Annotated in this window: 22 protein-coding genes; 14 read left to right on the top strand and 8 right to left on the bottom strand. The window is 59.3% G+C overall.

What is annotated here, in order from left to right; translation table 11 throughout:
* Positions 1-208 precede the first annotated feature (208 nt).
* From ACA069_RS25840 to trpE, 8 genes are all read left to right on the top strand, one after another.
* A complete protein-coding gene (locus ACA069_RS25840) occupies positions 209-1333 on the top strand; it encodes an ABC transporter ATP-binding protein (RefSeq protein ID WP_187681115.1) in 1125 nt (374 codons plus the stop codon).
* Positions 1334-1382: 49 nt separating this feature from the next.
* Complete coding sequence (locus ACA069_RS25835; RefSeq protein ID WP_497615459.1) at positions 1383-2426, top strand: ABC transporter substrate-binding protein; 1044 nt, start codon at positions 1383-1385, stop codon at positions 2424-2426.
* 277 nt (positions 2427-2703) lie between these two features.
* Entirely contained in the window at positions 2704-3951 is a 1248-nt protein-coding gene (locus ACA069_RS25830; RefSeq protein ID WP_187681116.1) for an ABC transporter permease, read from the top strand.
* Between the two features lie 12 nt (positions 3952-3963).
* The gene (locus ACA069_RS25825; protein ID WP_497615458.1) at positions 3964-4788 is read left to right on the top strand and encodes an ABC transporter permease; all 825 of its coding nucleotides are present in this window, start codon (positions 3964-3966) and stop codon (positions 4786-4788) included.
* A gap of 287 nt (positions 4789-5075) precedes the next feature.
* Complete coding sequence (locus ACA069_RS25820; protein WP_497615457.1) at positions 5076-6224, top strand: iron-containing alcohol dehydrogenase; 1149 nt, start codon at positions 5076-5078, stop codon at positions 6222-6224.
* Between the two features lie 80 nt (positions 6225-6304).
* Positions 6305-6979 (top strand): ribulose-phosphate 3-epimerase, encoded by a 675-nt coding sequence (rpe, locus tag ACA069_RS25815; RefSeq protein ID WP_003228808.1) that lies wholly within the window; start codon positions 6305-6307, stop codon positions 6977-6979.
* Complete coding sequence (locus tag ACA069_RS25810) at positions 6976-7794, top strand: phosphoglycolate phosphatase (protein WP_497245467.1); 819 nt, start codon at positions 6976-6978, stop codon at positions 7792-7794. Before rpe ends, ACA069_RS25810 begins: the two co-directional genes overlap by 4 nt.
* Before the next feature lie 71 nt (positions 7795-7865).
* Positions 7866-9347, top strand: coding sequence for an anthranilate synthase component I (gene trpE, locus ACA069_RS25805; protein ID WP_401270068.1), 1482 nt, complete (start codon positions 7866-7868; stop codon positions 9345-9347).
* Between the two features lie 227 nt (positions 9348-9574).
* On the opposite strand, the gene estP is transcribed toward trpE, so the two are convergent.
* Complete coding sequence (gene estP, locus ACA069_RS25800) at positions 9575-11482, bottom strand: esterase EstP (protein ID WP_497615456.1); 1908 nt, start codon at positions 11480-11482, stop codon at positions 9575-9577.
* A gap of 408 nt (positions 11483-11890) precedes the next feature.
* Here estP and ACA069_RS25795 point away from each other — a divergent pair, with 408 nt between their 5' ends.
* From ACA069_RS25795 to ACA069_RS25780, 4 genes are all read left to right on the top strand, one after another.
* Positions 11891-12484 (top strand): aminodeoxychorismate/anthranilate synthase component II, encoded by a 594-nt coding sequence (locus tag ACA069_RS25795; RefSeq protein WP_187681121.1) that lies wholly within the window; start codon positions 11891-11893, stop codon positions 12482-12484.
* Positions 12485-12493: 9 nt separating this feature from the next.
* A complete protein-coding gene (gene trpD / locus ACA069_RS25790; protein WP_305440093.1) occupies positions 12494-13543 on the top strand; it encodes an anthranilate phosphoribosyltransferase in 1050 nt (349 codons plus the stop codon).
* Positions 13540-14376, top strand: coding sequence for an indole-3-glycerol phosphate synthase TrpC (trpC, locus tag ACA069_RS25785; protein ID WP_497615455.1), 837 nt, complete (start codon positions 13540-13542; stop codon positions 14374-14376). Before trpD ends, trpC begins: the two co-directional genes overlap by 4 nt.
* A gap of 98 nt (positions 14377-14474) precedes the next feature.
* Entirely contained in the window at positions 14475-15176 is a 702-nt protein-coding gene (locus ACA069_RS25780; protein ID WP_401270062.1) for a lipoate--protein ligase family protein, read from the top strand.
* Positions 15177-15186: 10 nt separating this feature from the next.
* Here ACA069_RS25780 and crp read toward each other — a convergent pair whose 3' ends face one another.
* The gene (gene crp, locus ACA069_RS25775; protein WP_123532372.1) at positions 15187-15831 is read right to left on the bottom strand and encodes a cAMP-activated global transcriptional regulator CRP; all 645 of its coding nucleotides are present in this window, start codon (positions 15829-15831) and stop codon (positions 15187-15189) included.
* Between the two features lie 236 nt (positions 15832-16067).
* Here crp and ACA069_RS25770 point away from each other — a divergent pair, with 236 nt between their 5' ends.
* Both ACA069_RS25770 and speD read left to right on the top strand, forming a co-directional pair.
* Positions 16068-16490 (top strand): OsmC family protein, encoded by a 423-nt coding sequence (locus ACA069_RS25770; protein ID WP_007941657.1) that lies wholly within the window; start codon positions 16068-16070, stop codon positions 16488-16490.
* Positions 16491-16728: 238 nt separating this feature from the next.
* Positions 16729-17523: an adenosylmethionine decarboxylase gene (gene speD, locus ACA069_RS25765; protein ID WP_187681126.1), complete on the top strand. Its 795-nt coding sequence runs from the start codon at positions 16729-16731 to the stop codon at positions 17521-17523.
* Between the two features lie 117 nt (positions 17524-17640).
* Here the strand turns inward: speD and coq7 are convergent, their stop codons facing one another.
* The 6 genes from coq7 to hemJ form a co-directional block, all read right to left on the bottom strand.
* Positions 17641-18288: a 2-polyprenyl-3-methyl-6-methoxy-1,4-benzoquinone monooxygenase gene (gene coq7, locus ACA069_RS25760; RefSeq protein ID WP_123469224.1), complete on the bottom strand. Its 648-nt coding sequence runs from the start codon at positions 18286-18288 to the stop codon at positions 17641-17643.
* Between the two features lie 105 nt (positions 18289-18393).
* On the bottom strand, positions 18394-18732 hold the full coding sequence (locus ACA069_RS25755) for a histidine triad nucleotide-binding protein (protein ID WP_053124353.1): 339 nt from the start codon (positions 18730-18732) through the stop codon (positions 18394-18396).
* Between the two features lie 80 nt (positions 18733-18812).
* Positions 18813-19601, bottom strand: coding sequence for an SDR family NAD(P)-dependent oxidoreductase (locus ACA069_RS25750; RefSeq protein ID WP_034155108.1), 789 nt, complete (start codon positions 19599-19601; stop codon positions 18813-18815).
* Positions 19602-19662: 61 nt separating this feature from the next.
* Positions 19663-20619: a DUF805 domain-containing protein gene (locus ACA069_RS25745; RefSeq protein WP_497618308.1), complete on the bottom strand. Its 957-nt coding sequence runs from the start codon at positions 20617-20619 to the stop codon at positions 19663-19665.
* Positions 20620-20695: 76 nt separating this feature from the next.
* Positions 20696-21664, bottom strand: a complete 969-nt coding sequence (locus tag ACA069_RS25740) for an NAD(P)H-dependent flavin oxidoreductase (protein ID WP_489879408.1) — start codon at positions 21662-21664, stop codon at positions 20696-20698.
* Positions 21665-21697: 33 nt separating this feature from the next.
* Complete coding sequence (gene hemJ, locus ACA069_RS25735; RefSeq protein ID WP_187681128.1) at positions 21698-22126, bottom strand: protoporphyrinogen oxidase HemJ; 429 nt, start codon at positions 22124-22126, stop codon at positions 21698-21700.
* Positions 22127-22219: the final 93 nt, after the last annotated feature.

Raw genomic sequence — 22219 nt, 5'->3', positions numbered from 1 at the left:
CATTCGCGACAAACGCTTTTGCCGTTACTGGCGGCTTGCAGCTTGACGCTCGTAGTCGGCGTGCCAATCCGCGCCATCCTTGTAGGGCAATCCCTACCCCCAACCTTCCATCCCGCTGAGGCGATTCTCTCCTGCGCCCCGATTTGCGTGCCTGCCGCCAGCCACTAGGCTTGGTACACAAGCAGTCATCAACAACAAAGGTGTGGGTATGAGCCAGGTCGATACAAACGCAGGGGCCAGTGATGTGCTGGTCAGCTTTCGTGGAGTGCAGAAGAGCTACGACGGCGAGAACCTGATCGTCAAAGACCTCAACCTGGACATTCGCAAAGGCGAATTCCTTACCCTGCTCGGGCCGTCCGGTTCCGGCAAGACCACCAGCCTGATGATGCTCGCCGGTTTCGAAACGCCGACCGCTGGCGAAATCCTCTTGGCCGGGCGCGCGATCAACAACGTGCCGCCGCATAAGCGCGACATCGGCATGGTGTTCCAGAACTACGCACTGTTCCCGCACATGACCGTCGCGGAAAACCTCGGGTTCCCGCTGACTGTGCGCGGCCTGAACAAGAGTGACGTCGCCGACAAGGTCAAGAAAGTCCTGAGCATGGTGCAGCTCGACGCGTTCGCTTCGCGCTACCCGGCGCAGTTGTCCGGCGGTCAGCAACAGCGTGTGGCCCTGGCCCGTGCGTTGGTGTTCGAGCCGCAACTGGTGCTGATGGACGAACCCCTCGGCGCCCTCGACAAACAACTGCGTGAACACATGCAGATGGAGATCAAGCATCTGCACCAGCGCCTCGGCGTGACCGTGGTCTACGTAACCCACGATCAGGGCGAAGCGCTGACCATGTCCGATCGCGTCGCCGTGTTCCACCAAGGCGAAATTCAGCAGATCGCGCCGCCGCGTACGCTTTACGAAGAGCCTAAAAACACCTTCGTCGCCAACTTCATCGGCGAGAACAATCGCCTCAACGGTCGTTTGCTCAGCCAGAGCGGTGAGCGTTGCGTCGTCGAGTTGGGCCGTGGCGAGAAGGTCGAGGCACTGGCGGTCAACGTCGGCCAGACCGGCGAGCCAGTGACCCTGTCGATTCGCCCGGAGCGCGTCAGCCTCAACGGTTCCAGCGACCAATGCGTTAACCGCTTCTCAGGGAGGGTGGCGGAATTCATCTATCTGGGCGACCACGTCCGAGTGCGCCTGGAAGTCTGCGGCAAGACCGACTTCTTCGTGAAACAACCGATTGCCGAGCTCGATCCCGCGCTCGCGGTTGGTGACGTGGTTCCGCTTGGCTGGCAGGTCGAGCACGTTCGCGCGCTTGATCCGCTGTTAGAGGCGAACTGATCGCCCCCCGCAATACCAACACCAACCCTGCACGTGGAGAGAACAATAAATGTTGAGATCCCTGAAGTTCACCGCCCTGACCCTGGGCCTGATGGGTGCGGCCAGCGCAATGGCCGCTGGCCCGGATTTGACCGTGGTGTCGTTTGGCGGGGCGAACAAGGCGGCGCAAGTCAAAGCCTTCTATGCACCGTGGGAAGCGGCGGGTAACGGCAAAATCGTCGCCGGTGAGTACAACGGCGAAATGGCCAAGGTCAAAGCCATGGTCGACACCAAGAGCGTGTCGTGGGATCTGGTCGAAGTTGAATCGCCAGAGCTGTCCCGTGGCTGCGACGAAGACATGTTCGAGCAACTCGACCCGGCACTGTTCGGCAAAACCGAAGACTACGTCAAAGGCGCGATTCAGCCGTGCGGCGTAGGTTTCTTCGTCTGGTCGACCGTACTCGCCTACAACGCCGACAAGCTGAAAACCGCGCCGACCAGTTGGGCCGATTTCTGGGACACCAAGAAATTCCCGGGCAAACGTGGCCTGCGTAAAGGCGCCAAGTACACCCTCGAATTCGCTTTGATGGCTGATGGTGTGGCGCCTAAAGACGTCTACAAAGAGCTGGCGAGCAAGGGTGGTCAGGATCGCGCGTTCAAGAAACTCGACGAGCTGAAGCCAAGCATTCAGTGGTGGGAGGCCGGCGCACAACCGCCGCAATACCTCGCTTCCGGCGACGTGGTCATGAGCTCTGCCTACAACGGTCGCATCGCTGCCGTGCAGAAAGAGTCGAACCTGAAAGTGGTGTGGAACGGCGGTATCTACGACTTTGACGCGTGGGCCATCCCGAAAGGTCTGGACGCCAAGCGTGCTGAAGCGGCGAAGAAGTTCATCGCCTACTCGGTACAGCCGCAGCAGCAGAAGATCTACTCGGAAAACATCGCTTACGGCCCGGCCAACACCCAGGCTGTTCCGTTGCTGAGCAAGGATGTGCTGAAAGATATGCCGACTACCCCGGAAAACATCGCCAACCAGGTGCAGATCGACGTCAGCTTCTGGGCTGACAACGGCGAGCAACTGGAACAGCGCTTCAACTCCTGGGCGGCGAAGTAACCACTGTTTCACCTGCATGGGAGATGGCGATGGGTGCTTTTGTGGCGAGGGGATTTATCCCCGATCGGCTGCGCAGCAGTCGTAGAACCTGAGACTCCAACCTTCCTGACACACCGAGCTGCGTGGTTTTGGGGCTGCTTCGCAACCCATCGAGGATAAATCCCCTCGCCACAAGGTTCGATCTCTCAGGAAAGCTCGCGCCCACAGGTAGCTGTGTTCCAACACAACAGAGGTGGTTCGCCACCTCTGTAACGATCAAAGATTTGCGGAGTACGTCATGGCCATCGCCGTTCCCCTGAACGAGGGCGCCAGCCCCACCTTGAAGCAGAAGCTCAAGCGCGCCGAGCGGGTCAACCGCTGGAAAGCCCAGGCGTTGATTGCGCCGTTGGTGCTGTTTCTGTTGCTGGTGTTTCTGGTGCCGATCGTGGCGCTGCTCTACAAAAGCGTCGGCAACCCGGAAGTGGTCGGCGGCATGCCGCGCACCGTGGCGGCCATCGCCAGTTGGGACGGCCGTGGCCTGCCCGCTGAACCGGTGTACAAAGCGGCCGGCGAAGACCTCGCCGAAGCGCGCAAAAACCAGACACTGGGCGATCTGTCGAAGCGCTTGAACATGGAGTTGGCCGGCTATCGCAGCCTGCTGACCAAAACTGCCCGGGCGCTGCCATTTGCCAGCGAACCGGCCTCTTATAAAGAAGCACTGGAAGCACTCGACGAACGTTGGGGCGATCCGGCCTACTGGCAAGCGGTGAAACGCAACACCAGCAGCATTACGCCGTATTACTTGCTGGCATCGGTCGATCACCGCATCGACGACCTCGGTGAAATCGCCCCGGCGACCCCGGATCAGGCGATCTACCTGGACATCTTCGCCCGCACCTTCTGGATGGGTCTGGTCATCACCGTGATCTGCCTGCTGCTCGCCTATCCACTGGCATACCTGCTGGCAAACCTGCCATCGCGCCAGAGCAACCTGTTGATGATTCTGGTGCTGCTGCCGTTCTGGACGTCAATCCTGGTGCGGGTCGCGGCGTGGATCGTGCTGCTGCAATCGGGCGGTCTGATCAACAGCGCGCTGCTGGCCATGGGCATCATCGATAAACCGCTGGAACTGGTGTTCAACCGCACGGGCGTCTACATCTCGATGGTGCACATCCTGCTGCCGTTCATGATCCTGCCGATCTACAGCGTGATGAAAGGCATCTCGCCGACCTACATGCGTGCGGCGATCTCGCTGGGCTGCCATCCGTTCGCCAGTTTCTGGCGCGTGTATTTCCCGCAGACCTATGCCGGTGTCGGCGCCGGGTGCCTGTTGGTATTCATCCTCGCCATCGGCTACTACATCACCCCGGCGCTGCTCGGCAGCCCGAACGATCAGATGGTCAGCTACTTCGTCGCGTTCTACACCAACACCAGCATCAACTGGGGCATGGCCACCGCGCTGGGCGGGCTGTTGCTGCTGGCGACCGTGGTGCTTTATCTGATTTACAGCTGGCTGGTGGGCGCCAGTCGCCTGCGCCTGAGCTAAGGGGAATTTGAAATGCTGAGTCCTTATATGTCGCCCATTGAACGGGTGTGGTTCTACAGCTTGCGGATCCTCTGCGGCTTGATTCTGCTGTTTTTGATTCTGCCGGTGCTGGTGATCGTGCCGCTGTCGTTCAACTCGGGCAGTTTTCTGGTGTACCCACTGCAAGGCTTCTCGCTGCAGTGGTATCACGACTTCTTCGCCTCGGCGGAATGGATGCGCGCGCTGAAGAACAGCATCATCGTCGCCCCGGCCGCGACGGTGCTGGCGATGATCTTCGGCACGCTGGCGGCGATCGGCCTGACCCGTGGCGACTTACCCGGCAAAGCACTGGTGATGGCGCTGGTGATTTCGCCGATGGTGGTGCCGGTGGTGATTATTGGTGTGGCGAGTTACCTGTTCTTTGCACCGCTGGGGCTAGGTAATAGCTTCTTCTCGTTGATCGTTGTGCACGCGGTGCTGGGTGTGCCGTTTGTGATCATCACGGTGTCGGCGACGTTGCAGGGGTTTAACCACAATCTGGTGCGTGCCGCGGCCAGCCTTGGCGCTTCGCCGTTGACCGCGTTCCGTCGGGTGACTTTGCCGCTGATTGCGCCGGGGGTGATTTCCGGTGCGCTGTTTGCCTTTGCGACGTCGTTTGATGAGGTGGTGGTGACGCTGTTTCTTGCAGGTCCCGAGCAGGCGACGTTGCCTCGGCAGATGTTTAGCGGGATTCGGGAGAATTTGAGTCCGACGATTGCGGCGGCTGCTACGTTGCTGATCGCCTTTTCCGTAATCCTTTTGCTGACGCTGGAATGGTTGCGTGGGCGCAGCGAAAAACTGCGAACCGCGCAGGTTTAAGGGCCAGATCAAAAGCTTACCCCCTCACCCCAGCCCTCTCCCCCAAGGGGGCGAGGGGGAAGGGAGCAGATCGTTGTGCTGTTCAAGGCCTGAGTTCGACTCGGTAATTCAGGTCGATGTACTTCGAGAGTACAACTCGGTCAGTCCCCTCTCCCTCCGGGAGAGGGCTAGGGTGAGGGGCTGTTGATCTTGCCCTTGATGGGTCATTCACGACCTGAATAGCAGACAACCCCAAATCTCCAGCTAATCTTGTGCCCAGCTCCCACATCTATAAGAGGCTGCGCACGATGAGTCTTTCCCAGTTCAAAATCGCTCACAAATTGATCACCGGCGCGGGGGCCATCGAGCAACTGGCGGCCGAACTCACCCGTCTCGATATCGACAATCCGCTGATCGTCACCGACGCCGCGCTGGTCAAGTCCGGCACCGTGGAGCTGGCGCTGGTGCAATTGGGGGGGCGCGAGTACGAGATTTTCGACCGCGTGCTGCCGGATCCGGAAATCGCCATCGTCGAAGACTGCATGCGTGTCTATCGCGAGGGTGGGCATGACGGCTTGATCGGTCTCGGTGGCGGCAGTGCCATCGACATCGCCAAGAGTGTCGCGGCCTATGCCGGTTATCACGGCGCGCTGGAAGATCTGTTCGGCGTCGAACAGGTGCCACGCAAAGGCCCGCCGCTGATCGCCATCCCGACCACCGCCGGCACCGGTTCGGAAGTGACCAACGTCGCCATCCTTTCCGACAAGGTTGCGCAACTGAAGAAAGGCATCGTCAGCGACTATCTATTGCCGGACGTGGCGCTGGTCAGCCCGCAAATGACCCTGACCTGTCCGCGCAGTGTCACCGCGGCCAGTGGCGTTGATGCGCTGGTGCACGCCATCGAATCCTATCTGTCGGTCAACGCTTCGCCGATCACTGACTCCCTGGCCATCGGCGCCATCAAGCTGATCGCCAACGCACTGCCCAAGGCCTACGCCAACGGCGCCAACCTGCAAGCCCGAGAAGACATGGCCACCGCCAGCCTGATGGCCGGCATGGCGTTCGGCAATGCCGGCGTCGGCGCGGTGCATGCGCTGGCTTATCCACTGGGCGGGCGTTTCAACATTGCCCATGGCGTCAGCAATGCCTTGCTGCTGCCGTATGTCATGACCTGGAACAAGATGGCCTGCGTCGAGCGGATGCAGGATATCGCCGAGGCCATGGGCGTGAAGACCGCTCATCTGAGTGCCAGCGAAGCGGCGGACAAAGCCGTGCAGGCCATGACCGACCTCTGTATGGCGGTGGAAATCCCCGTCGGCCTGCGCAGTTTCGGTGTGCCGGAAGACGCGATCCCGGCCATGGCCGTGGAGGCCGCGGGAATCGAGCGCTTGATGCGCAATAACCCGCGCAAGCTCAGCGCCATCGATATCGAGAAGATCTACCGCGCGGCCTACTGATCATCGCGGTCACGGTGCGCGCGCGGAAACTTGAGGTATACAATGCGCGCCATCGTGATTTAGCTCAGAAAAGGTGCGTCATGCAGCCCTTCGTAATTGCTCCGTCGATTCTCTCCGCCGACTTCGCCCGCCTCGGCGAAGAAGTGGACAACGTCCTCGCCGCTGGTGCCGACTTCGTCCACTTCGATGTCATGGACAACCACTATGTGCCCAATCTGACCATCGGTCCGATGGTTTGCGCGGCATTGCGCAAGTACGGCATCACCGCGCCAATCGACGCGCACCTGATGGTCAGTCCGGTGGATCGCATTGTTGGCGACTTCATCGAAGCCGGCGCGACTTACATCACATTCCACCCGGAAGCCACGCTGCACGTCGATCGCTCGTTGCAACTGATCCGCGAGGGCGGCTGCAAATCCGGTCTGGTGTTCAACCCGGCGACCCCGCTGGACGTGCTCAAGTACGTGATCGACAAAGTCGACATGGTCTTGCTGATGAGCGTCAACCCAGGCTTCGGCGGACAGAAGTTCATTCCCGGCACCCTCGACAAACTGCGCGAAGCGCGGGCAATCATTGATGCGTCGGGCCGTGACATTCGTCTGGAAATCGACGGCGGCGTCAACGTCAACAATATCCGTGAAATCGCTGCCGCTGGCGCCGACACCTTTGTTGCCGGCTCGGCGATCTTCAACGCGCCGAACTATCAGGAAGTCATCGACAAGATGCGTTCCGAACTGGCACTGGCACGCCCATGAGCGGTTTTGAGCAGCTGTTCCCGGGCAAACTGCCACGGTTGGTGATGTTCGATCTGGATGGCACGCTGATCGACTCGGTTCCCGACCTGGCGGCGGCGGTGGACAACATGCTGCTCAGCCTCGGCCGCCAGCCTGCGGGCATCGAGTCGGTGCGCGAGTGGGTCGGCAACGGCGCGCCAGTGTTGGTGCGTCGTGCGCTGGCCGGCGGTATTGATCACTCGGCTGTCGACGACGTCGAGGCCGAACATGCGCTGGAAGTGTTCATGGAAGCCTATGGCGCCAGCCATGAGCTGACCGTGGTCTATCCCGGCGTGCGCGACACCCTGAAATGGCTGCACAAGCAGGGCGTGGCGATGGCGCTGATCACCAACAAACCGGAGCGTTTTGTCGCGCCGCTGCTGGATCAGATGAAAATCGGCCGCTACTTCAAGTGGATCATTGGCGGCGACACCCTGCCGCAGAAGAAGCCTGATCCAGCGGCGCTGTTCTTCGTGATGAAAATGGCCAACATCCCGGCCTCGCAATCGCTGTTCGTCGGCGACTCGCGCAGCGATGTGCTGGCGGCGAAAGCGGCGGGGGTCAAATGCGTGGCGCTGAGTTATGGCTATAACCATGGCCGACCAATCGCCGAAGAGTCCCCGGCGCTGGTGATTGACGATCTGCGCAAGCTAATTCCCGGTTGCCTGGATCTGGCCGGTGGGATAACGTTGCCCGACGCTGTTCAACCCCCTGCCGGAAACGCCATCGTGGTGGTCACTCGCAAACTCTGGATGAAAGTCATCAAGGCCCTGGCCCGCTGGCGTTGGCGCGCCTGACTTGTTCCTGGCCGGCCCGCCGGCACGTTTGCCTACCTGACTGATTAGCACCTCACACCACGAGGCACCTCATGATCCGCGAAGAATTCCTGCGCTTGGCCGCTGATGGCTACAACCGCATTCCGTTGGCCTGCGAAACCCTGGCCGACTTCGACACGCCGCTGTCGATCTACCTGAAACTGGCTGACCAGCCCAACTCCTACCTGCTCGAATCGGTTCAGGGTGGCGAGAAATGGGGCCGTTACTCGATCATCGGTCTGCCGTGCCGCACCGTGCTGCGGGTTCACGACCATCACGTCAGTATCACCGTCGATGGCGTCGAGACTGAAAGCCATGACGTCGAAGACCCGTTGGCCTTCGTCGAAACCTTCAAGGCTCGCTACAACGTGCCGACCATCGCCGGTCTGCCGCGTTTCAATGGCGGTCTGGTCGGTTACTTCGGCTATGACTGCGTGCGTTATGTGGAAAAGCGTCTGGGCAAATGCCCGAACCCTGATCCGCTGGGCGTGCCGGACATTCTGCTCATGGTTTCCGATGCGGTCGTGGTGTTCGACAACCTCGCCGGCAAGATGCACGCAATCGTACTGGCCGACCCTGCTCAGGCGGATGCCTACGAGCAAGGGCAGGCGCAATTGCAGGGCCTGCTGGAGAAACTGCGCCAACCGATCACCCCGCGTCGTGGCCTGGACTTCAGCAAGCAGCAATCGGCTGACCCGGTATTCCGCTCCAGTTTCACCCAGGACGATTACGAAAAAGCCGTCGACACCATCAAGGAATACATCCTTGCCGGTGACTGCATGCAGGTCGTGCCATCGCAGCGCATGTCGATCGACTTCAAGGCTGCACCAATCGACCTTTACCGCGCACTGCGTTGCTTCAACCCGACGCCGTACATGTACTTCTTCAACTTCGGCGACTTCCACGTCGTCGGCAGTTCGCCGGAAGTGCTGGTGCGGGTCGAAGACAATCTGATCACCGTGCGCCCGATTGCCGGTACTCGCCCGCGCGGTGCCACCGAAGAGGCGGATCTGGCGCTGGAAGAAGATCTGCTGTCGGACGACAAAGAGATCGCCGAGCACCTGATGCTGATCGACCTCGGTCGTAACGATACCGGTCGCGTTTCGGAAATCGGTTCGGTGAAGCTCACCGAGAAGATGGTCATCGAGCGTTATTCCAACGTGATGCACATCGTGTCCAATGTCACCGGCCAGTTGAAAGCCGGGCTGACGGCGATGGACGCGCTGCGGGCGATTTTGCCGGCGGGCACCTTGTCGGGCGCACCGAAGATTCGGGCGATGGAAATCATCGACGAACTGGAACCGGTCAAGCGTGGTGTGTATGGCGGGGCGGTCGGTTATTTCGCCTGGAACGGCAACATGGACACCGCAATTGCCATCCGTACCGCAGTGATCAAAAACGGCGAACTTCATGTGCAGGCCGGTGGCGGCATCGTTGCCGACTCGGTGCCGGCGCTGGAATGGGAAGAAACCCTGAACAAGCGTCGGGCGATGTTCCGCGCTGTGGCCCTGGCCGAGCAAACCCCAGAAGCCTGAATCCGCGTAAAACCTGTGGGAGCGATCCTCTGTGGTGAGGGGATTTATCCCCGATGGGGCAGCGGAGCGGCCCTGAAACCTGCAACAGAGATTTTTCAGGTATACCGTGAACAACGGTTTGCGACTGCTGCGCAGCCGATCGGGGATAAATCCCCTCGCCACAGAGGAATATGAATACGCATAAAAAAGCGGCGCCTGAGAGGGCGCCGCTTTTTTGTGCCTGCGCTTCAGAAGTCCAGCACGACGCCGACGTTAACCCCTTGCTGGGTAAAGTCATCATCCTTGCGGAATGTGTACCCACCACGCAGCGCCAGATCCGCCGTGAGTTTGTGGCTGACGCCCAGGCTCAAGCGGTTCAAATGACTCTGCGGCGTATAGCCCTCAAGTGTGAAGTCGTTGGCCGGCAGGGTGTTGAGCGCGATGTTGACCTTCTGCACATCATCTTCGTACTCACGCTCGTGGGCGTACTCGCCGAACACCTGAGTTTGCGGCGTGAAGTTGTACTTGCCCTGAATACCCACGCCCAAACGTTTCGAATCGCGCGCCTGATCATCGAAAGTCAGTGCGGTGGCGCGGTTGCTCTTCTCCGAGTAGCCGTCGACGTCGACACTGGCGTAGTCGGCGCTGACGAATGGCGACAGATGCCATTCACTGCCCGGCTGGGCGATGTCGTAGCCGACGCGGGTACTGAATGCCCACAGATGGCCGTCGGTATCACCTTTCTCCGCCCCCTCGCTGACACCCAGATCGAACTTGCGCTTGAGGTTGTCGTAGTCGAGCTTGCCACCAGTCAGCGCGGCATCAGCCCACCAGCGATTTTGCTGGAACTGGGCAAAAGCTGTAGCCAGATAGCTGTTGAGTTTGTAGTCCGAATCGTTATGACCGGCCTCCAGATTCTGCCGGTAAAAACCCGCTGCCACGCCAACGCGCCAAGCCTCATTGAGGCGATAGCTGCCACCCACGTTGAGGTTGTAACCGCTGCCGTCGGCGCTGGCGCCGCTGCTTTGGCTGTCGACGTCCAGGTGCTGGCCGCCGGCGGAAACAATGGCGCGCCATTGGCCGACTGCCTGCCAGTTTTCCCAGTCCGCCTGCCATTGGCTGCGCAGTTCATCCTGATGCGCGCGCACGGTGGCGTGGGCCATTTCCGGGAGCAGCGTCAATTCCCACGGCGCGGCCAGCAGGGAATAGGCGTAATCGGAAATCAGTTTCTGCCCGGCTTCAGTCGGGTGCACGCCGTCGTTGTAGATCAGTTTGCTCGGATCCGGTGTCCCACTGTTGATGCCGTAACGGGCGTTTTCCGTGCAACTGCTGCCGCTGAAGCAGGTTGCGGTCAGGTTTTGGTCTGTGGCGAGGCCGAAACGTCCTGGATCGGCAAACACTTCGGACAGAAGCACCGGAATGTTCAATGGAATGATTTCGGCGTTGATGCCTTGCAGGCGGGTGGTCAACTGACTGTTGAACTGGCCGGCAAGTTGACTACTGAACGCTTGCAAAGGCGTGCCGTTGATTGCCGGAGTCAGGCCGACGTCAGGCAACAGCCAGACCATCACGTATTTGGCGCCGGCGGTTTGCAGGGTTTGCACGCTATCGGCCAGTCGATCTGCCGCCGCATTGGCTTGGGGCAGGCTGAGAATACGACCTTGCAGGAAGTCGTTACCGCCGCCGGAGATGTAATACAGCGCATTCGGATCGGCACGGAAACCGTTCGACGGCAGGTAGCCGGCGCGGGTGCGTTCACCGGTGGCTGATTGCGTGGTGATCGAATCGAGGATCTGATCCGTGCGGTAGCCGCCGACCGCCCAGTTATTGCCGTCGGGCTGGCCATTGTCGGCGCGCACTGCCGAACTGGAAGAGGCCGTCTGATCCGCCGTAAAGCCGAGGCGTCCGCCCAGCAGTTGGGTGGAGTTCAGCGAATACAGCTCACCGCTGCCATCCAGATAAACCGGACCGGTACGGTTGGTATAGCGTTCAGTAGAACCCGCCGGGCCGCCGCTATCGGCGAAGGTCCCGGCGTCGTTGAGGCTGTCGCCGAAGACAATGAAATTCGAATAAGGATTGGGCGCCGCATTCGCCTGGGCACAGGCCAGTGCGAGCAAGCAGCCGGCCAGCGGTACAAACAACGTCTGTTTGATCATGAGCAAGTCCGTTTTATTTATTGTTGTAGGTGAACGAAACGACAGTACCAAAAACTTCCGGCCTAGTGCCATCGGTCGCGAACCCTCCCTTGGATTTCTCCCCCAAAGGCCCCGCCATATTGCACGCTCTGCCCAGCTAAGTTACTGTGCCGGAACGTATGAACGAGACCTTCCCCGTGTTGATCACCAGCAAACTTCTGGATCAAGTCATCAAGGCACACGCCCGTTGGCGTTGGCGCGCCTGAATCTTTTCTGCCGGCCCGGCCGGATCTGTATCGCTTTGCCTTCCTTGCCCGTTTGAAATGCCGCTTTGCCGACGCCACTTGCGTGTCCGACATCGTGCAGCGCCCTGCGGGCAAGTCATCTGAAGGCTGTCTTCAAGTCAGAATTCAAGAGGTTCGAAACGCCATGTTGCTGATGATCGACAACTACGACTCCTTTACTTACAACGTTGTGCAATACCTCGGCGAGCTGGGTGCCGAGGTCAAAGTCGTGCGCAACGATGAATTGACCATTGCTGAAATCGAAGCGCTCAAGCCCGAGCGCATCGTCGTGTCCCCTGGCCCTTGCACGCCGACCGAAGCCGGCATCTCTATCGACGCCATCAAGCACTTCGCCGGCAAACTGCCGATCCTCGGCGTCTGCCTCGGCCACCAGTCCATCGGCCAAGCCTTTGGTGGTGATGTGGTGCGTGCCCGCCAAGTGATGCACGGTAAGACTAGTCCGGTATTCCACGAGGACAAGGGCGTTTTCCAAGGCCTGAATCATCCGCTGACCGTTACCCGCTACCACTCGCTGATCGTCAAGCACGAGACGTTGCCCGATTGCCTGGAGCTGACCGCGTGGACGCAACACGATGATGGTTCGGTCGACGAAATCATGGGCCTGCGTCACAAGACCCTGAACATTGAGGGCGTACAGTTCCACCCCGAGTCGATCCTGACCGAACAGGGCCATGAACTGTTTGCCAACTTCCTCAAACAAACCGGCGGCACGCGCTAAGGACTTCCCATGAATATCAAGACAGCCCTGAGCCGTATCGTCGATCACCTCGACCTCAGCACCGATGAAATGCGCGATGTGATGCGCGAAATCATGACCGGCCAGTGCACCGAGGCACAGATCGGCGCGTTCATGATGGCCATGCGCATGAAGAGCGAGAGCATCGACGAAATCGTCGGCGCGGTATCGGTGATGCGTGAGCTGGCCGATCAGGTCGAACTCAAGACCCTCGACGGTGTGGTCGATGTGGTTGGCACCGGCGGTGACGGTGCGAATATTTTCAACGTATCCACCGCTTCTTCTTTTGTCGTTGCGGCAGCAGGTTGCACCGTGGCCAAGCACGGCAACCGCGCGGTCTCGGGCAAGAGTGGCAGTGCCGACTTACTGGAAGCCGCCGGCATCTACCTCAACCTGACGCCGGTGCAGGTCGCCCGTTGCATCGACAACGTCGGCATCGGTTTCATGTTCGCCCAGACACACCACAAAGCCATGAAGTACGCCGCCGGCCCGCGCCGCGATCTCGGCCTGCGTACGCTGTTCAACATGCTCGGCCCGCTTACGAATCCGGCCGGTGTTAAACATCAGGTGGTGGGTGTGTTCAATCAGGCGTTGTGCCGCCCGTTGGCTGAAGTCTTGCAGCGTCTGGGTAGCAAGCATGTGCTGGTGGTGCATTCGAAGGACGGTCTGGACGAATTCAGTCTGGCGGCGCCGACTTTTGTTGCCGAGCTTAAGAACAACGAGATCACCGAGTATTGGGTCGAGCCGGAAGATCTAGGTATGAAGAGCCAGAGCCTGCACGGCCTGTCGGTCGACGGCCCGGAAGCTTCGTTGGCGTTGATTCGCGATGCGCTGGGCAAGCGCAAGACTGAAAACGGCCAGAAAGCCGCTGAAATGATTGTGCTAAACGCCGGTGCAGCGCTGTACGCCGCCGACGTAGCCAGCAGTTTGAAACAAGGCGTGGAGCTTGCGCACGACGCCCTGCACACCGGCCTCGCTCGGGAAAAACTCGAGGAGCTGGGTGCCTTTACCGCGGTATTCAAAGTGGAGAATGAGGGATGAGTGTACCGACGGTTCTGGAAAACATTCTGGCGCGCAAAGTTCAGGAAGTCGCCGAGCGTAGCGCTCGTGTCAGCCTGAGTGAGCTGGAAAGTCTGGCCAAGGCGGCCGATGCACCCCGTGGTTTCGCCAAGGCTTTGCTGGCGCAGGCCAAGAAAAAACAACCGGCGGTGATTGCCGAAATCAAAAAGGCTTCGCCAAGCAAAGGCGTGATCCGCGAGAACTTTGTTCCCGCCGACATCGCCAAAAGCTACGAGAAGGGCGGGGCAACCTGTCTCTCGGTGCTGACTGATATCGATTACTTCCAGGGCGCCGATGCCTACCTGCAGCAGGCCCGTGCCGCGTGCAAGCTGCCGGTGATCCGCAAGGACTTCATGATCGATCCATACCAGATCGTCGAAGCCCGTGCGCTGGGCGCCGACTGTGTGTTGTTGATCGTCTCCGCGCTGGACGACGTGAAAATGGCCGAGTTGGCTTCCGTGGCAAAAGGCGTTGGTCTCGATGTGCTGGTGGAAGTGCACGACGGCGATGAGCTGGAGCGCGCGTTGAAAACCCTCGACACGCCACTGGTCGGGGTCAACAACCGTAACCTGCATACCTTCGACGTCAGCCTGGAAACCACCCTCGATCTGCTGCCGCGTATTCCGCGTGATCGTCTGGTAATCACTGAGAGCGGCATCCTCAACCGTGCCGATGTCGAGCTGATGGAGATCAGCGACGTGTACGCGTTCCTGGTCGGTGAGGCGTTCATGCGCGCCGAAAGCCCGGGTACTGAGCTGCAACGATTGTTCTTCCCGGAGCGCGGTGTTTCGGTGAGTGGTTCGACCCTCGACTGATCACTCCTTCACAGGCACCCGCGCCCCCTGTGGGAGCGGGCTTGCCCGCGAAGAGGCCAGCCAGTTCCCTAAAGATTCCAGATCTGCCGGAGTCCGCTATGTCGCTGCCAACCTCCCTGACCATCGAAGCCGGCCTGCAAGCCGAACAGGACTTGCTGGCCTCGATCTGTGCCGGCGACGCCGAATTCGGACTTCTATTCTGGCAGCCCAGCGACCGCGCTCTGGTCATGCCTCGCCGCTTGAACCGCCTACCCGGATTCGAACACGCCTGCGAAGTCTCCGCCGCCGCCGGCTGGCCGGTGCTGCTACGCGAAACCGGCGGGGAACCGGTCCCGCAATCGGCCGCGACCATCAATATCGCACTGGTTTACGCACCGCCTCGCAGCGAAGGCGATCTCAACCGCATCGAAACCGGCTACCGCCGTCTGTGCGATCCGATCTGCCAATTGCTGGATGAGTTGGGCGGCACTTCGTCATTGGGAGAAATCGAGGGCGCGTTTTGCGACGGTCGCTTCAACGTCAACCTCGACGGCCGCAAAATGGTCGGCACCGCCCAGCGCTGGCGCCAGAGTCAGGGCGGACAGCGTCCGGTGGGTTTGGTACACGGTGCGATGCTGATGGATAACGAGCGGGATTCGATGGTGGCAGCGGTCAATCGCTTCAACGAAGCCTGTGGTCTGGAGCAGCGGGTACGCGCGCAAAGCCACATTGCCCTGCATGAAAAATTCAACGCGCCACAGGCCTTGGCGCGTCTCGATGAGTTGTTTCGTTTAATGCTGGCGCAGATGTACAGCGTTTAAGCGTTCGCGTTTAACGTGTACCGAAGACCACCATGGTCTTGCCCTTCACATTGACCAGGTTGCGTTCCTCAAGATCCTTGAGAACGCGACCGACCATCTCCCGCGAACACCCGACAATCCGCCCGATTTCCTGACGGGTCACCTTGATCTGCATGCCGTCGGGGTGGGTCATCGCGTCCGGCTGTTTGCACAGTTCCAGCAGGCAACGAGCCACGCGACCGGTAACGTCGAAGAACGCCAGATCGCCGACCTTGCGCGTGGTATTGCGCAGGCGTTGTGCGATTTGTCCGCTGAGCACGTAAAGAATGTCCGGATCCTGCTGCGATAATTCGCGGAATTTCGCGTAGCTGATTTCCGCAGTCTCACACTCGACCTTGGCCCGCACCCAGGCGCTGCGCTGCTGCTCCTGACCCGCCTGCTCGAACAGTCCCAGTTCACCAAAGAAATCCCCGGCGTTGAGATACGCGATGATCATCTCGCGGCCGTCGTCATCCTCAATCAGGATCGTTACCGAGCCCTTGATGATGAAGTACAGCGTGTCCGAACGATCGCCAGCGCAAATGATGTTGCTCTTGGCCGCATGGCGGCGACGTTGGCAATGCATCAACAGCTTGTCGAGGTTCTTGATTTTGGGTGTGGGGGTAATAGCAACCATGGTTGTATCCCGAAAAGACTGCACGGTGATGTTTGATTTTTTTATGAGGCGCTGAAGGCGGTCGCTACACAGCTGGCATGGGGCGCCAGCGAATTGGCGCCAGCTTACCAGACACTTCGTCGAAAATTCGAGAAATTACCTACGCAGTTGGAGCATCCGTCCTAGGAACAGTCGCGCTGTCAGAGCAAAACCCTGTGCTAAGCTGGCGACCCTTTTTTTACAGTGGAGTCTGGGCGATGAAGGCACGCATCCAATGGGCTGGCGAAGCCATGTTCCTCGGCGAATCCGGCAGTGGCCATGTCGTGGTCATGGACGGTCCGCCGGACGCCGGTGGTCGTAATCTGGGTGTTCGCCCGATGGAAATGCTCCTGTTGGGCGTCGGCGGTTGCAGCAACTTCGACGTGGTCAGCATTCTGAAGAAATCGCGCCAGGCTGTTGAAAGCTGTGAGGCCTTCCTCGAAGCCGAGCGCGCAACCGAAGATCCTAAAGTGTTTACCAAGATCCACATGCATTTCGTGGTCAAGGGCCGTGGCCTGAAAGAAGCCCAGGTCAAGCGCGCCATCGAACTGTCCGCCGAGAAGTATTGCTCGGCCTCGATCATGCTCGGTGCGGCTGGCGTGGCGATCACCCACGATTACGAAATCATCGAACTCGGTTGAACCGACATTCAACTATCATAAAAGCAGTGCAGACTCTGGGGATCCCCCTCCTGACGTCTGCATAATGCGCGACTTTTTTCAGGGCGGTGATCGGTCAACCGACGTGTCATCCGCCTGAACAGATAACCGTAATCGCCATCGCGAAGAGGTGTTGACCGTCCTACGCAGGTGCGTTGTTCGCACTTGACGGGCATGCTTGATCACGCGGCCGGGCCGCATACACAGAGAGTTTTCAACGGTGAAAAGCAAACTCAAGCTCCACGGGTTCAATAACCTGACAAAGACCTTGAGCTTCAACATCTATGACATCTGCTACGCGGAAACCCCGCAAGACCAGCAGGCTTACGTCGAGTACATCAATCAAGAGTACAACGCGAAACGCCTGACGCAGATTCTCACCGAAGTTGTCGAAATCATTGGTGCCAACATCCTGAACATTGCCAGTCAGGACTATGAACCTCAGGGCGCCAGTGTCACGATTCTGATTTCTGAAGAGCCGGTAACCCCGACTGAAAGCCAGATTGAAGAGTCCCCGGGCCCGTTGCCTGAAATCATCCTGGCCCACCTCGACAAGAGTCACATCACGGTGCACACCTATCCGGAAATCCACCCGGACGACGGCATTGCCACCTTCCGTGTGGACATCGATGTGTCGACGTGTGGTGTCATTTCACCGCTTAAAGCGCTCAATTTCCTCATTCACCAGTTCGATTCGGACATTGTGACTGTGGATTACCGTGTGCGTGGTTTCACCCGTGATGTTGAAGGCAACAAACACTTCATCGACCACGAGATCAATTCGATTCAGAACTACCTGTCCGAAGACACCCGCGACGCGTACCAGATGACCGACGTGAACGTGTACCAGGAAAATCTGTTCCACACCAAAATGCTGCTGAAGGACTTCGAACTGGACAACTACCTGTTCGGCGACGCCACCAGCAGCCTGTCTCCTGAGCAGCGCGCTCAAGTGACTGAGCGTGTGAAACACGAAATGCTCGAAATTTTCTACGCGCGGAACATGCCGACGTAAGAAATCCAAGCGCAAAAAAGGCGACTACTTAGCGGTAGTCGCCTTTTTTATCGCGCAAACACATAACCCTGTAGGAGTGAGCCTACTAGCGGTGAGGCCCTTAAAGCGTCTAAAGCTTCAGATCCGATAAGTACTCTTGGTCATAACCTTCGCCAACAGACTCATCCCGAACTTCACCGGCGCCGGAAAACGGAAGCCGCCAGCATCCAGCGCGCTCTCCGCATGATGCTCCTCATCAATACGCATCTGCTCCAGAATCGCCCGGGACTTCTCGTCCTCGGCCGGAAGTTGTTCCAGATGCTCGTTCAAGTGTTTGCACACCTGATGCTCGGTCGCTGCGACAAACCCGAGGCTGACCTTGTCGCTGATCAGCCCGGCCACCGCGCCAATCCCGAACGACATGCCGTAGAACAGCGGATTGAGAACGCTGGTATGGCTGCCCAACTGGTGAAGGCGTTGTTCGCACCAGACCAGATGATCGATCTCTTCTTCGGCTGCGTGCTCCATGGCTTCGCGCACCTGCGGCAGCTTGGCGGTCAGGGCCTGCCCTTGATACAGCGCCTGGGCACAGACTTCGCCGGTATGGTTGATACGCATCAGGCCGGCGACGTGGCGAGTGTCTTCGTCGCTCATCTGCGTGTCTGGCTGCAGAATCGCTGGCGACGGACGGTATGGCTGGCCGCTGAAGGGCAGCAAGGTACGCATCGCGGCATCGGCTTGCAGCAGAAGACGGTCAATCGGCGAGTAGTGACGTTGGGTAGTCATGCTGACCTCCGGGAAGAATCTCGGCGGCCAGTTTAACCGAATCGGCCGGGGAGCGTTTGCGCTGGGTCATGTGGGAGCAGGGCGCTCCCACAGATTTGCCGTGGATCAGCCCGGCGGCCAGTTCATCTGGCGCTGACCGAGTACGTGCATATGAATGTGGTAGACGGTCTGCCCACCTTTCTCATTGCAGTTCATCACCACCCGGAAGCCGTCTTCGCAGCCCAGCTCCAGTGCCAGACGCTGGGCTGTGAAAAGAATGTGCCCGGCCAATGCCTTGTCGTCTTCGGTCAGGTCATTGAGGGTGCGCACCGGTTTTTTCGGGATCACCAGAAAGTGCACTGGCGCCTGAGGTGCGATGTCGTGGAACGCCAGAACCTGGTCGTCCTCGTAGATGATCTTGGCCGGGATTTCCCGGTTGATGATCTTGGTGAACAGAGTATCCACTGCTGTTTTCTCCGTGGTGTGGGCTGGTCTGAGTGTACTCATGGGGAAAGAACCCGCCCAGTGTTTTGCCGTAGGACAGTTCAGCGCGGGCAGTAAGCCTTGTTGACCATGCCGACGATGGTGCGGTTGAGCCAGCGCGAACCCAGTCGCGGCAGAAACGCGAACCAGCGGTTGCGTCGTCCCGGAATAATGATTGCGCGGTTCTTGTCGAGCGCACGCACGGTGTACAGCGCGACCTCTTCGGGGCTCATCAGCAACTTGCTGTCTTTGAGTTTGTCGCTGTTCAACTGCGCGGTGCGGAAAAACGCCGTGCGGGTCGGGCCGGGGCAGAGCACTGAAACCTTCACCGCGCTCTGTTTGAGTTCAACTCTCAGTGCTTCGGAGAAGTGCAGCACATAGGCCTTGCTGGCGTAATAGGTGCTCATCCACGGGCCGGGGTTGAACGCCGCTACCGAGGCAACGTTGAGAATCTGCCCACCGCCTTGCAGCGCCATGCTGTTGCCGATCGCATGGCACAAACGGGTGAGGGCGAGGATGTTCACCTCGATCAAGTCCTGCTCGGTCATCCAGTCCTGAGCCAGGAATGGACCACAGGTGCCAATGCCGGCGCAGTTCACCAACAGATCGATCTGCCGGTCACCTTCTTCCAGTTCCAGCAAAAAGCCGGACAGGCGCAACGGCTCACCGAGGTCGCAGGCGCGAAACAGCACCTCGACGCCGAAGCGCTGGGTCAACTCGATCGCAATACTTTCCAGCTGATCACGCTGTCGTGCCACCAGAATCAGGCTGCGGCCGCGCCTGGCCAGCGCTTCGGCCATGGCCAGGCCGATACCGCTGGAGGCGCCAGTGATCAGAGCGTAACGGGTCATGCATTTCTCCATCGCAACAGCTCCGCGCCAGCGACGCAGGTGTCACGGCGGGGAGCGCTGTTCATTCTTTCGCAGAGTCTACAGGGGCCTGCGCCGCTTCGGCTGCATCGTCGGCGGAATTCGCTGCCGGTTCGACCTCGACGTCGATTTCATCGGTAGTTACCGAGCCGCTGTCGTAGCTGCTTTCGAGGCTGGTTTCGTATTCCTGCTGAATGGCGGAGATCCCGCCGAGCATTCCACCTACGAAAAACAGCCCGATGAATACGATCCACAGAGAGCACAGCACCTTGACTGCTGTGCTGTTGGGCGGAGGTGGTGGCCCGTAGCGGTTTGCACCGGTATTGCCCGGCACAACCATGATCACAAAAGGAAAGATGCTGCCCACCAACGGGACAAGATTCAGCAGCCAGAGCCAGCCGGACCAGCCGATATCGTGCAGGCGTTGAACGGTGAACAAAATGCTGATGATGATGAGCGCCAAACCCAGAATGGCCGCGATGAGGCCGCCGATGATCAGGCCGCTGGTGGAGTCGGAACTGACAAGGCCGACGGCGATCAGCGCAAAAATGCTGAGAATTGGCAGGCTTACCAGCGTCACGACCATCGTCCAGGCCAGAAAGCGCAGACGTCCGATCCGGCCTTCGACGCTCAACGGTTTGAGCACGGCGAATGCCGGAAGGTTTTCACCAACACTGGCGCGGGGTGGCGCATAAGGTGAGTTCGGTTCCGCGTAGGCGGGAGCGGGGGAGTGCTCGTGGACGTCCGACAGATTCAGCTCGATGGCCGTGTCAGATTCGATCCGTGCGTCAATCCCGGTTTTGCTCAATGCCTGCAGATAAGTCTGCGCATCGCTGTGCGACAGATCACGCTTAAGCGCCACGGTGCTGCCATTGAACAGTCGCTCGATGGCTGCAACATCGCTTTTGAACAAATCCGCCAGATTGAGCTTGGCAGTGGTGATATCGACACCGGGCTGTAGAGCACCGTCGAAAACGATCTTGTAACGGGGTTCGCTCATGGCCGAGGCATCCTTGTCGCGAAGAGAATGAAAGGTCGTTAGTGTAAGGCCAGTCCATGAGCGACTGGCTTGATTTTTACCTTGGCCAGCGTTTCGGCAGCTGTGCTGCGCGTTCCTGTGCCTGACGATATTCAGCATCGAGTCGAGCGATCAACTGATCCACGCCTGGCAGATCGTCGATCTGCCCCACGCCTTGCCCGGCTGACCACACGGTCTTCCAGGCTTTGGCTTCATCGCTGATCGGTTTGAGCTTGTCGCCAAAATTCACTTCGCCTTTACCTTGTAGCGCTGCCATGTCGAAACCGGCCGCCTCCAGGCTTTGCCGCATGAAACTGGCCGGCACTCCCGACACCGCTGGAGTATGGATGATGTCGGCCGCTTTGGCTGTCAGCAGCATCTCCTTGTAGGCGTCAGGTGCATGACTTTCGGTGGTGCCGATAAAGCGCGTACCGAAGTAGGCCAAATCCGCGCCGAGCATCTGTGCGGCGAGAATCTCATGGCCGTGGTTAAGACATCCTGCAAGCAGCAGGGTTTTGTCGAAGAACTCGCGAATCTCGGCGATCAGCGCAAACGGACTCCAGGTGCCGGCATGGCCACCGGCCCCGGCCGCGACCGCAATCAGACCGTCGACACCAGCCTCGGCGGCCTTCTCGGCATGCCGACGGGTGGTGACATCGTGGAAGACCAGGCCGCCATAACTGTGCACTGCATCGACCAGTTCCTTCACCGCGCCGAGGCTGGTGATAACGATCGGTACCTTGTGCTCCACGCAAATGGCCAGATCCGCCTGCAAGCGTGGATTACTGTTGTGCACGATGAGGTTCACCGCGTACGGCGCGGGGTTGTCCAGCGCCGCGAGGCCCGCTTCGATCTGTTCCAGCCAAGCCTTGAACCCGCTGCTTTCGCGCTGGTTCAGCGCGGGAAAACTGCCGACCACGCCATTGCGGCAGCAGGCCAGCACCAGTTCAGGGTTGGAAATCAGGAACATCGGCGCAGCCACCACAGGCAGGCGCAGACGTTGTTCGAGCAAAGCGGGCAGCGACATTGGAAGTACCCCGAAGTGATTGACTTATTAAAGTTAGAACGGCTTGACCACGACCAGAATTACGATAGCCAGCAATATCAGAACCGGCACTTCATTGAACCAGCGATAAAAGACATGGCTGCGGGTGTTCTCGCCACGGGCGAAGCGTTTTACCTGCGCGCCGCACATATGGTGGTAACCGATCAGCAAGACGACCAGGGTCAGTTTGGCGTGAATCCAGCCGCCCATGCTGAAGATGCCCGGGTTGAGATAGATCAACCAGCCGCCGAAGATCAGCGTGGCGATCATTGCCGGGCCCATGATGCCGCGATACAGCTTGCGCTCCATGACGCTGAAGCGTTCTTTGCTGACCGTGTCTTCACTTTGCGCGTGATAAACGAACAGTCGCGGCAGGTAAAACAGGCCTGCAAACCAGCAAACGACGCTGACGATGTGAAACGCTTTGATCCACAGATAGAGCATTTTTAGGTATTCCCTTATTCACGGTAAGCCGGATAGTAGAGGCTTGAGCGTCCGCGCGTCACCTTGACGGTTGTCGCAGGGCCGCGTGGCCCC

It is taken from the genome of Pseudomonas sp. LBUM1652 (genome assembly GCF_059716105.1).
This window is presented reverse-complemented; position numbering and strand designations above follow the sequence as displayed.

Excerpts from the sequence above, each read along its gene's own strand:
- ACA069_RS25840 (WP_187681115.1), top strand. The coding sequence starts at position 209 with ATGAGCCAGGTCGATACAAACGCAGGGGCCAGTGATGTGCTGGTCAGC.
- ACA069_RS25835 (WP_497615459.1), top strand. The coding sequence starts at position 1,383 with ATGTTGAGATCCCTGAAGTTCACCGCCCTGACCCTGGGCCTGATGGGT.
- ACA069_RS25830 (WP_187681116.1), top strand. The coding sequence starts at position 2,704 with ATGGCCATCGCCGTTCCCCTGAACGAGGGCGCCAGCCCCACCTTGAAG.
- ACA069_RS25825 (WP_497615458.1), top strand. The coding sequence starts at position 3,964 with ATGCTGAGTCCTTATATGTCGCCCATTGAACGGGTGTGGTTCTACAGC.
- ACA069_RS25820 (WP_497615457.1), top strand. The coding sequence starts at position 5,076 with ATGAGTCTTTCCCAGTTCAAAATCGCTCACAAATTGATCACCGGCGCG.
- rpe (WP_003228808.1), top strand. The coding sequence starts at position 6,305 with ATGCAGCCCTTCGTAATTGCTCCGTCGATTCTCTCCGCCGACTTCGCC.
- ACA069_RS25810 (WP_497245467.1), top strand. The coding sequence starts at position 6,976 with ATGAGCGGTTTTGAGCAGCTGTTCCCGGGCAAACTGCCACGGTTGGTG.
- trpE (WP_401270068.1), top strand. The coding sequence starts at position 7,866 with ATGATCCGCGAAGAATTCCTGCGCTTGGCCGCTGATGGCTACAACCGC.
- estP (WP_497615456.1), bottom strand. The coding sequence starts at position 11,482 with ATGATCAAACAGACGTTGTTTGTACCGCTGGCCGGCTGCTTGCTCGCA.
- ACA069_RS25795 (WP_187681121.1), top strand. The coding sequence starts at position 11,891 with ATGTTGCTGATGATCGACAACTACGACTCCTTTACTTACAACGTTGTG.
- trpD (WP_305440093.1), top strand. The coding sequence starts at position 12,494 with ATGAATATCAAGACAGCCCTGAGCCGTATCGTCGATCACCTCGACCTC.
- trpC (WP_497615455.1), top strand. The coding sequence starts at position 13,540 with ATGAGTGTACCGACGGTTCTGGAAAACATTCTGGCGCGCAAAGTTCAG.
- ACA069_RS25780 (WP_401270062.1), top strand. The coding sequence starts at position 14,475 with ATGTCGCTGCCAACCTCCCTGACCATCGAAGCCGGCCTGCAAGCCGAA.
- crp (WP_123532372.1), bottom strand. The coding sequence starts at position 15,831 with ATGGTTGCTATTACCCCCACACCCAAAATCAAGAACCTCGACAAGCTG.
- ACA069_RS25770 (WP_007941657.1), top strand. The coding sequence starts at position 16,068 with ATGAAGGCACGCATCCAATGGGCTGGCGAAGCCATGTTCCTCGGCGAA.
- coq7 (WP_123469224.1), bottom strand. The coding sequence starts at position 18,288 with ATGACTACCCAACGTCACTACTCGCCGATTGACCGTCTTCTGCTGCAA.
- ACA069_RS25750 (WP_034155108.1), bottom strand. The coding sequence starts at position 19,601 with ATGACCCGTTACGCTCTGATCACTGGCGCCTCCAGCGGTATCGGCCTG.
- ACA069_RS25745 (WP_497618308.1), bottom strand. The coding sequence starts at position 20,619 with ATGAGCGAACCCCGTTACAAGATCGTTTTCGACGGTGCTCTACAGCCC.
- ACA069_RS25740 (WP_489879408.1), bottom strand. The coding sequence starts at position 21,664 with ATGTCGCTGCCCGCTTTGCTCGAACAACGTCTGCGCCTGCCTGTGGTG.
- hemJ (WP_187681128.1), bottom strand. The coding sequence starts at position 22,126 with ATGCTCTATCTGTGGATCAAAGCGTTTCACATCGTCAGCGTCGTTTGC.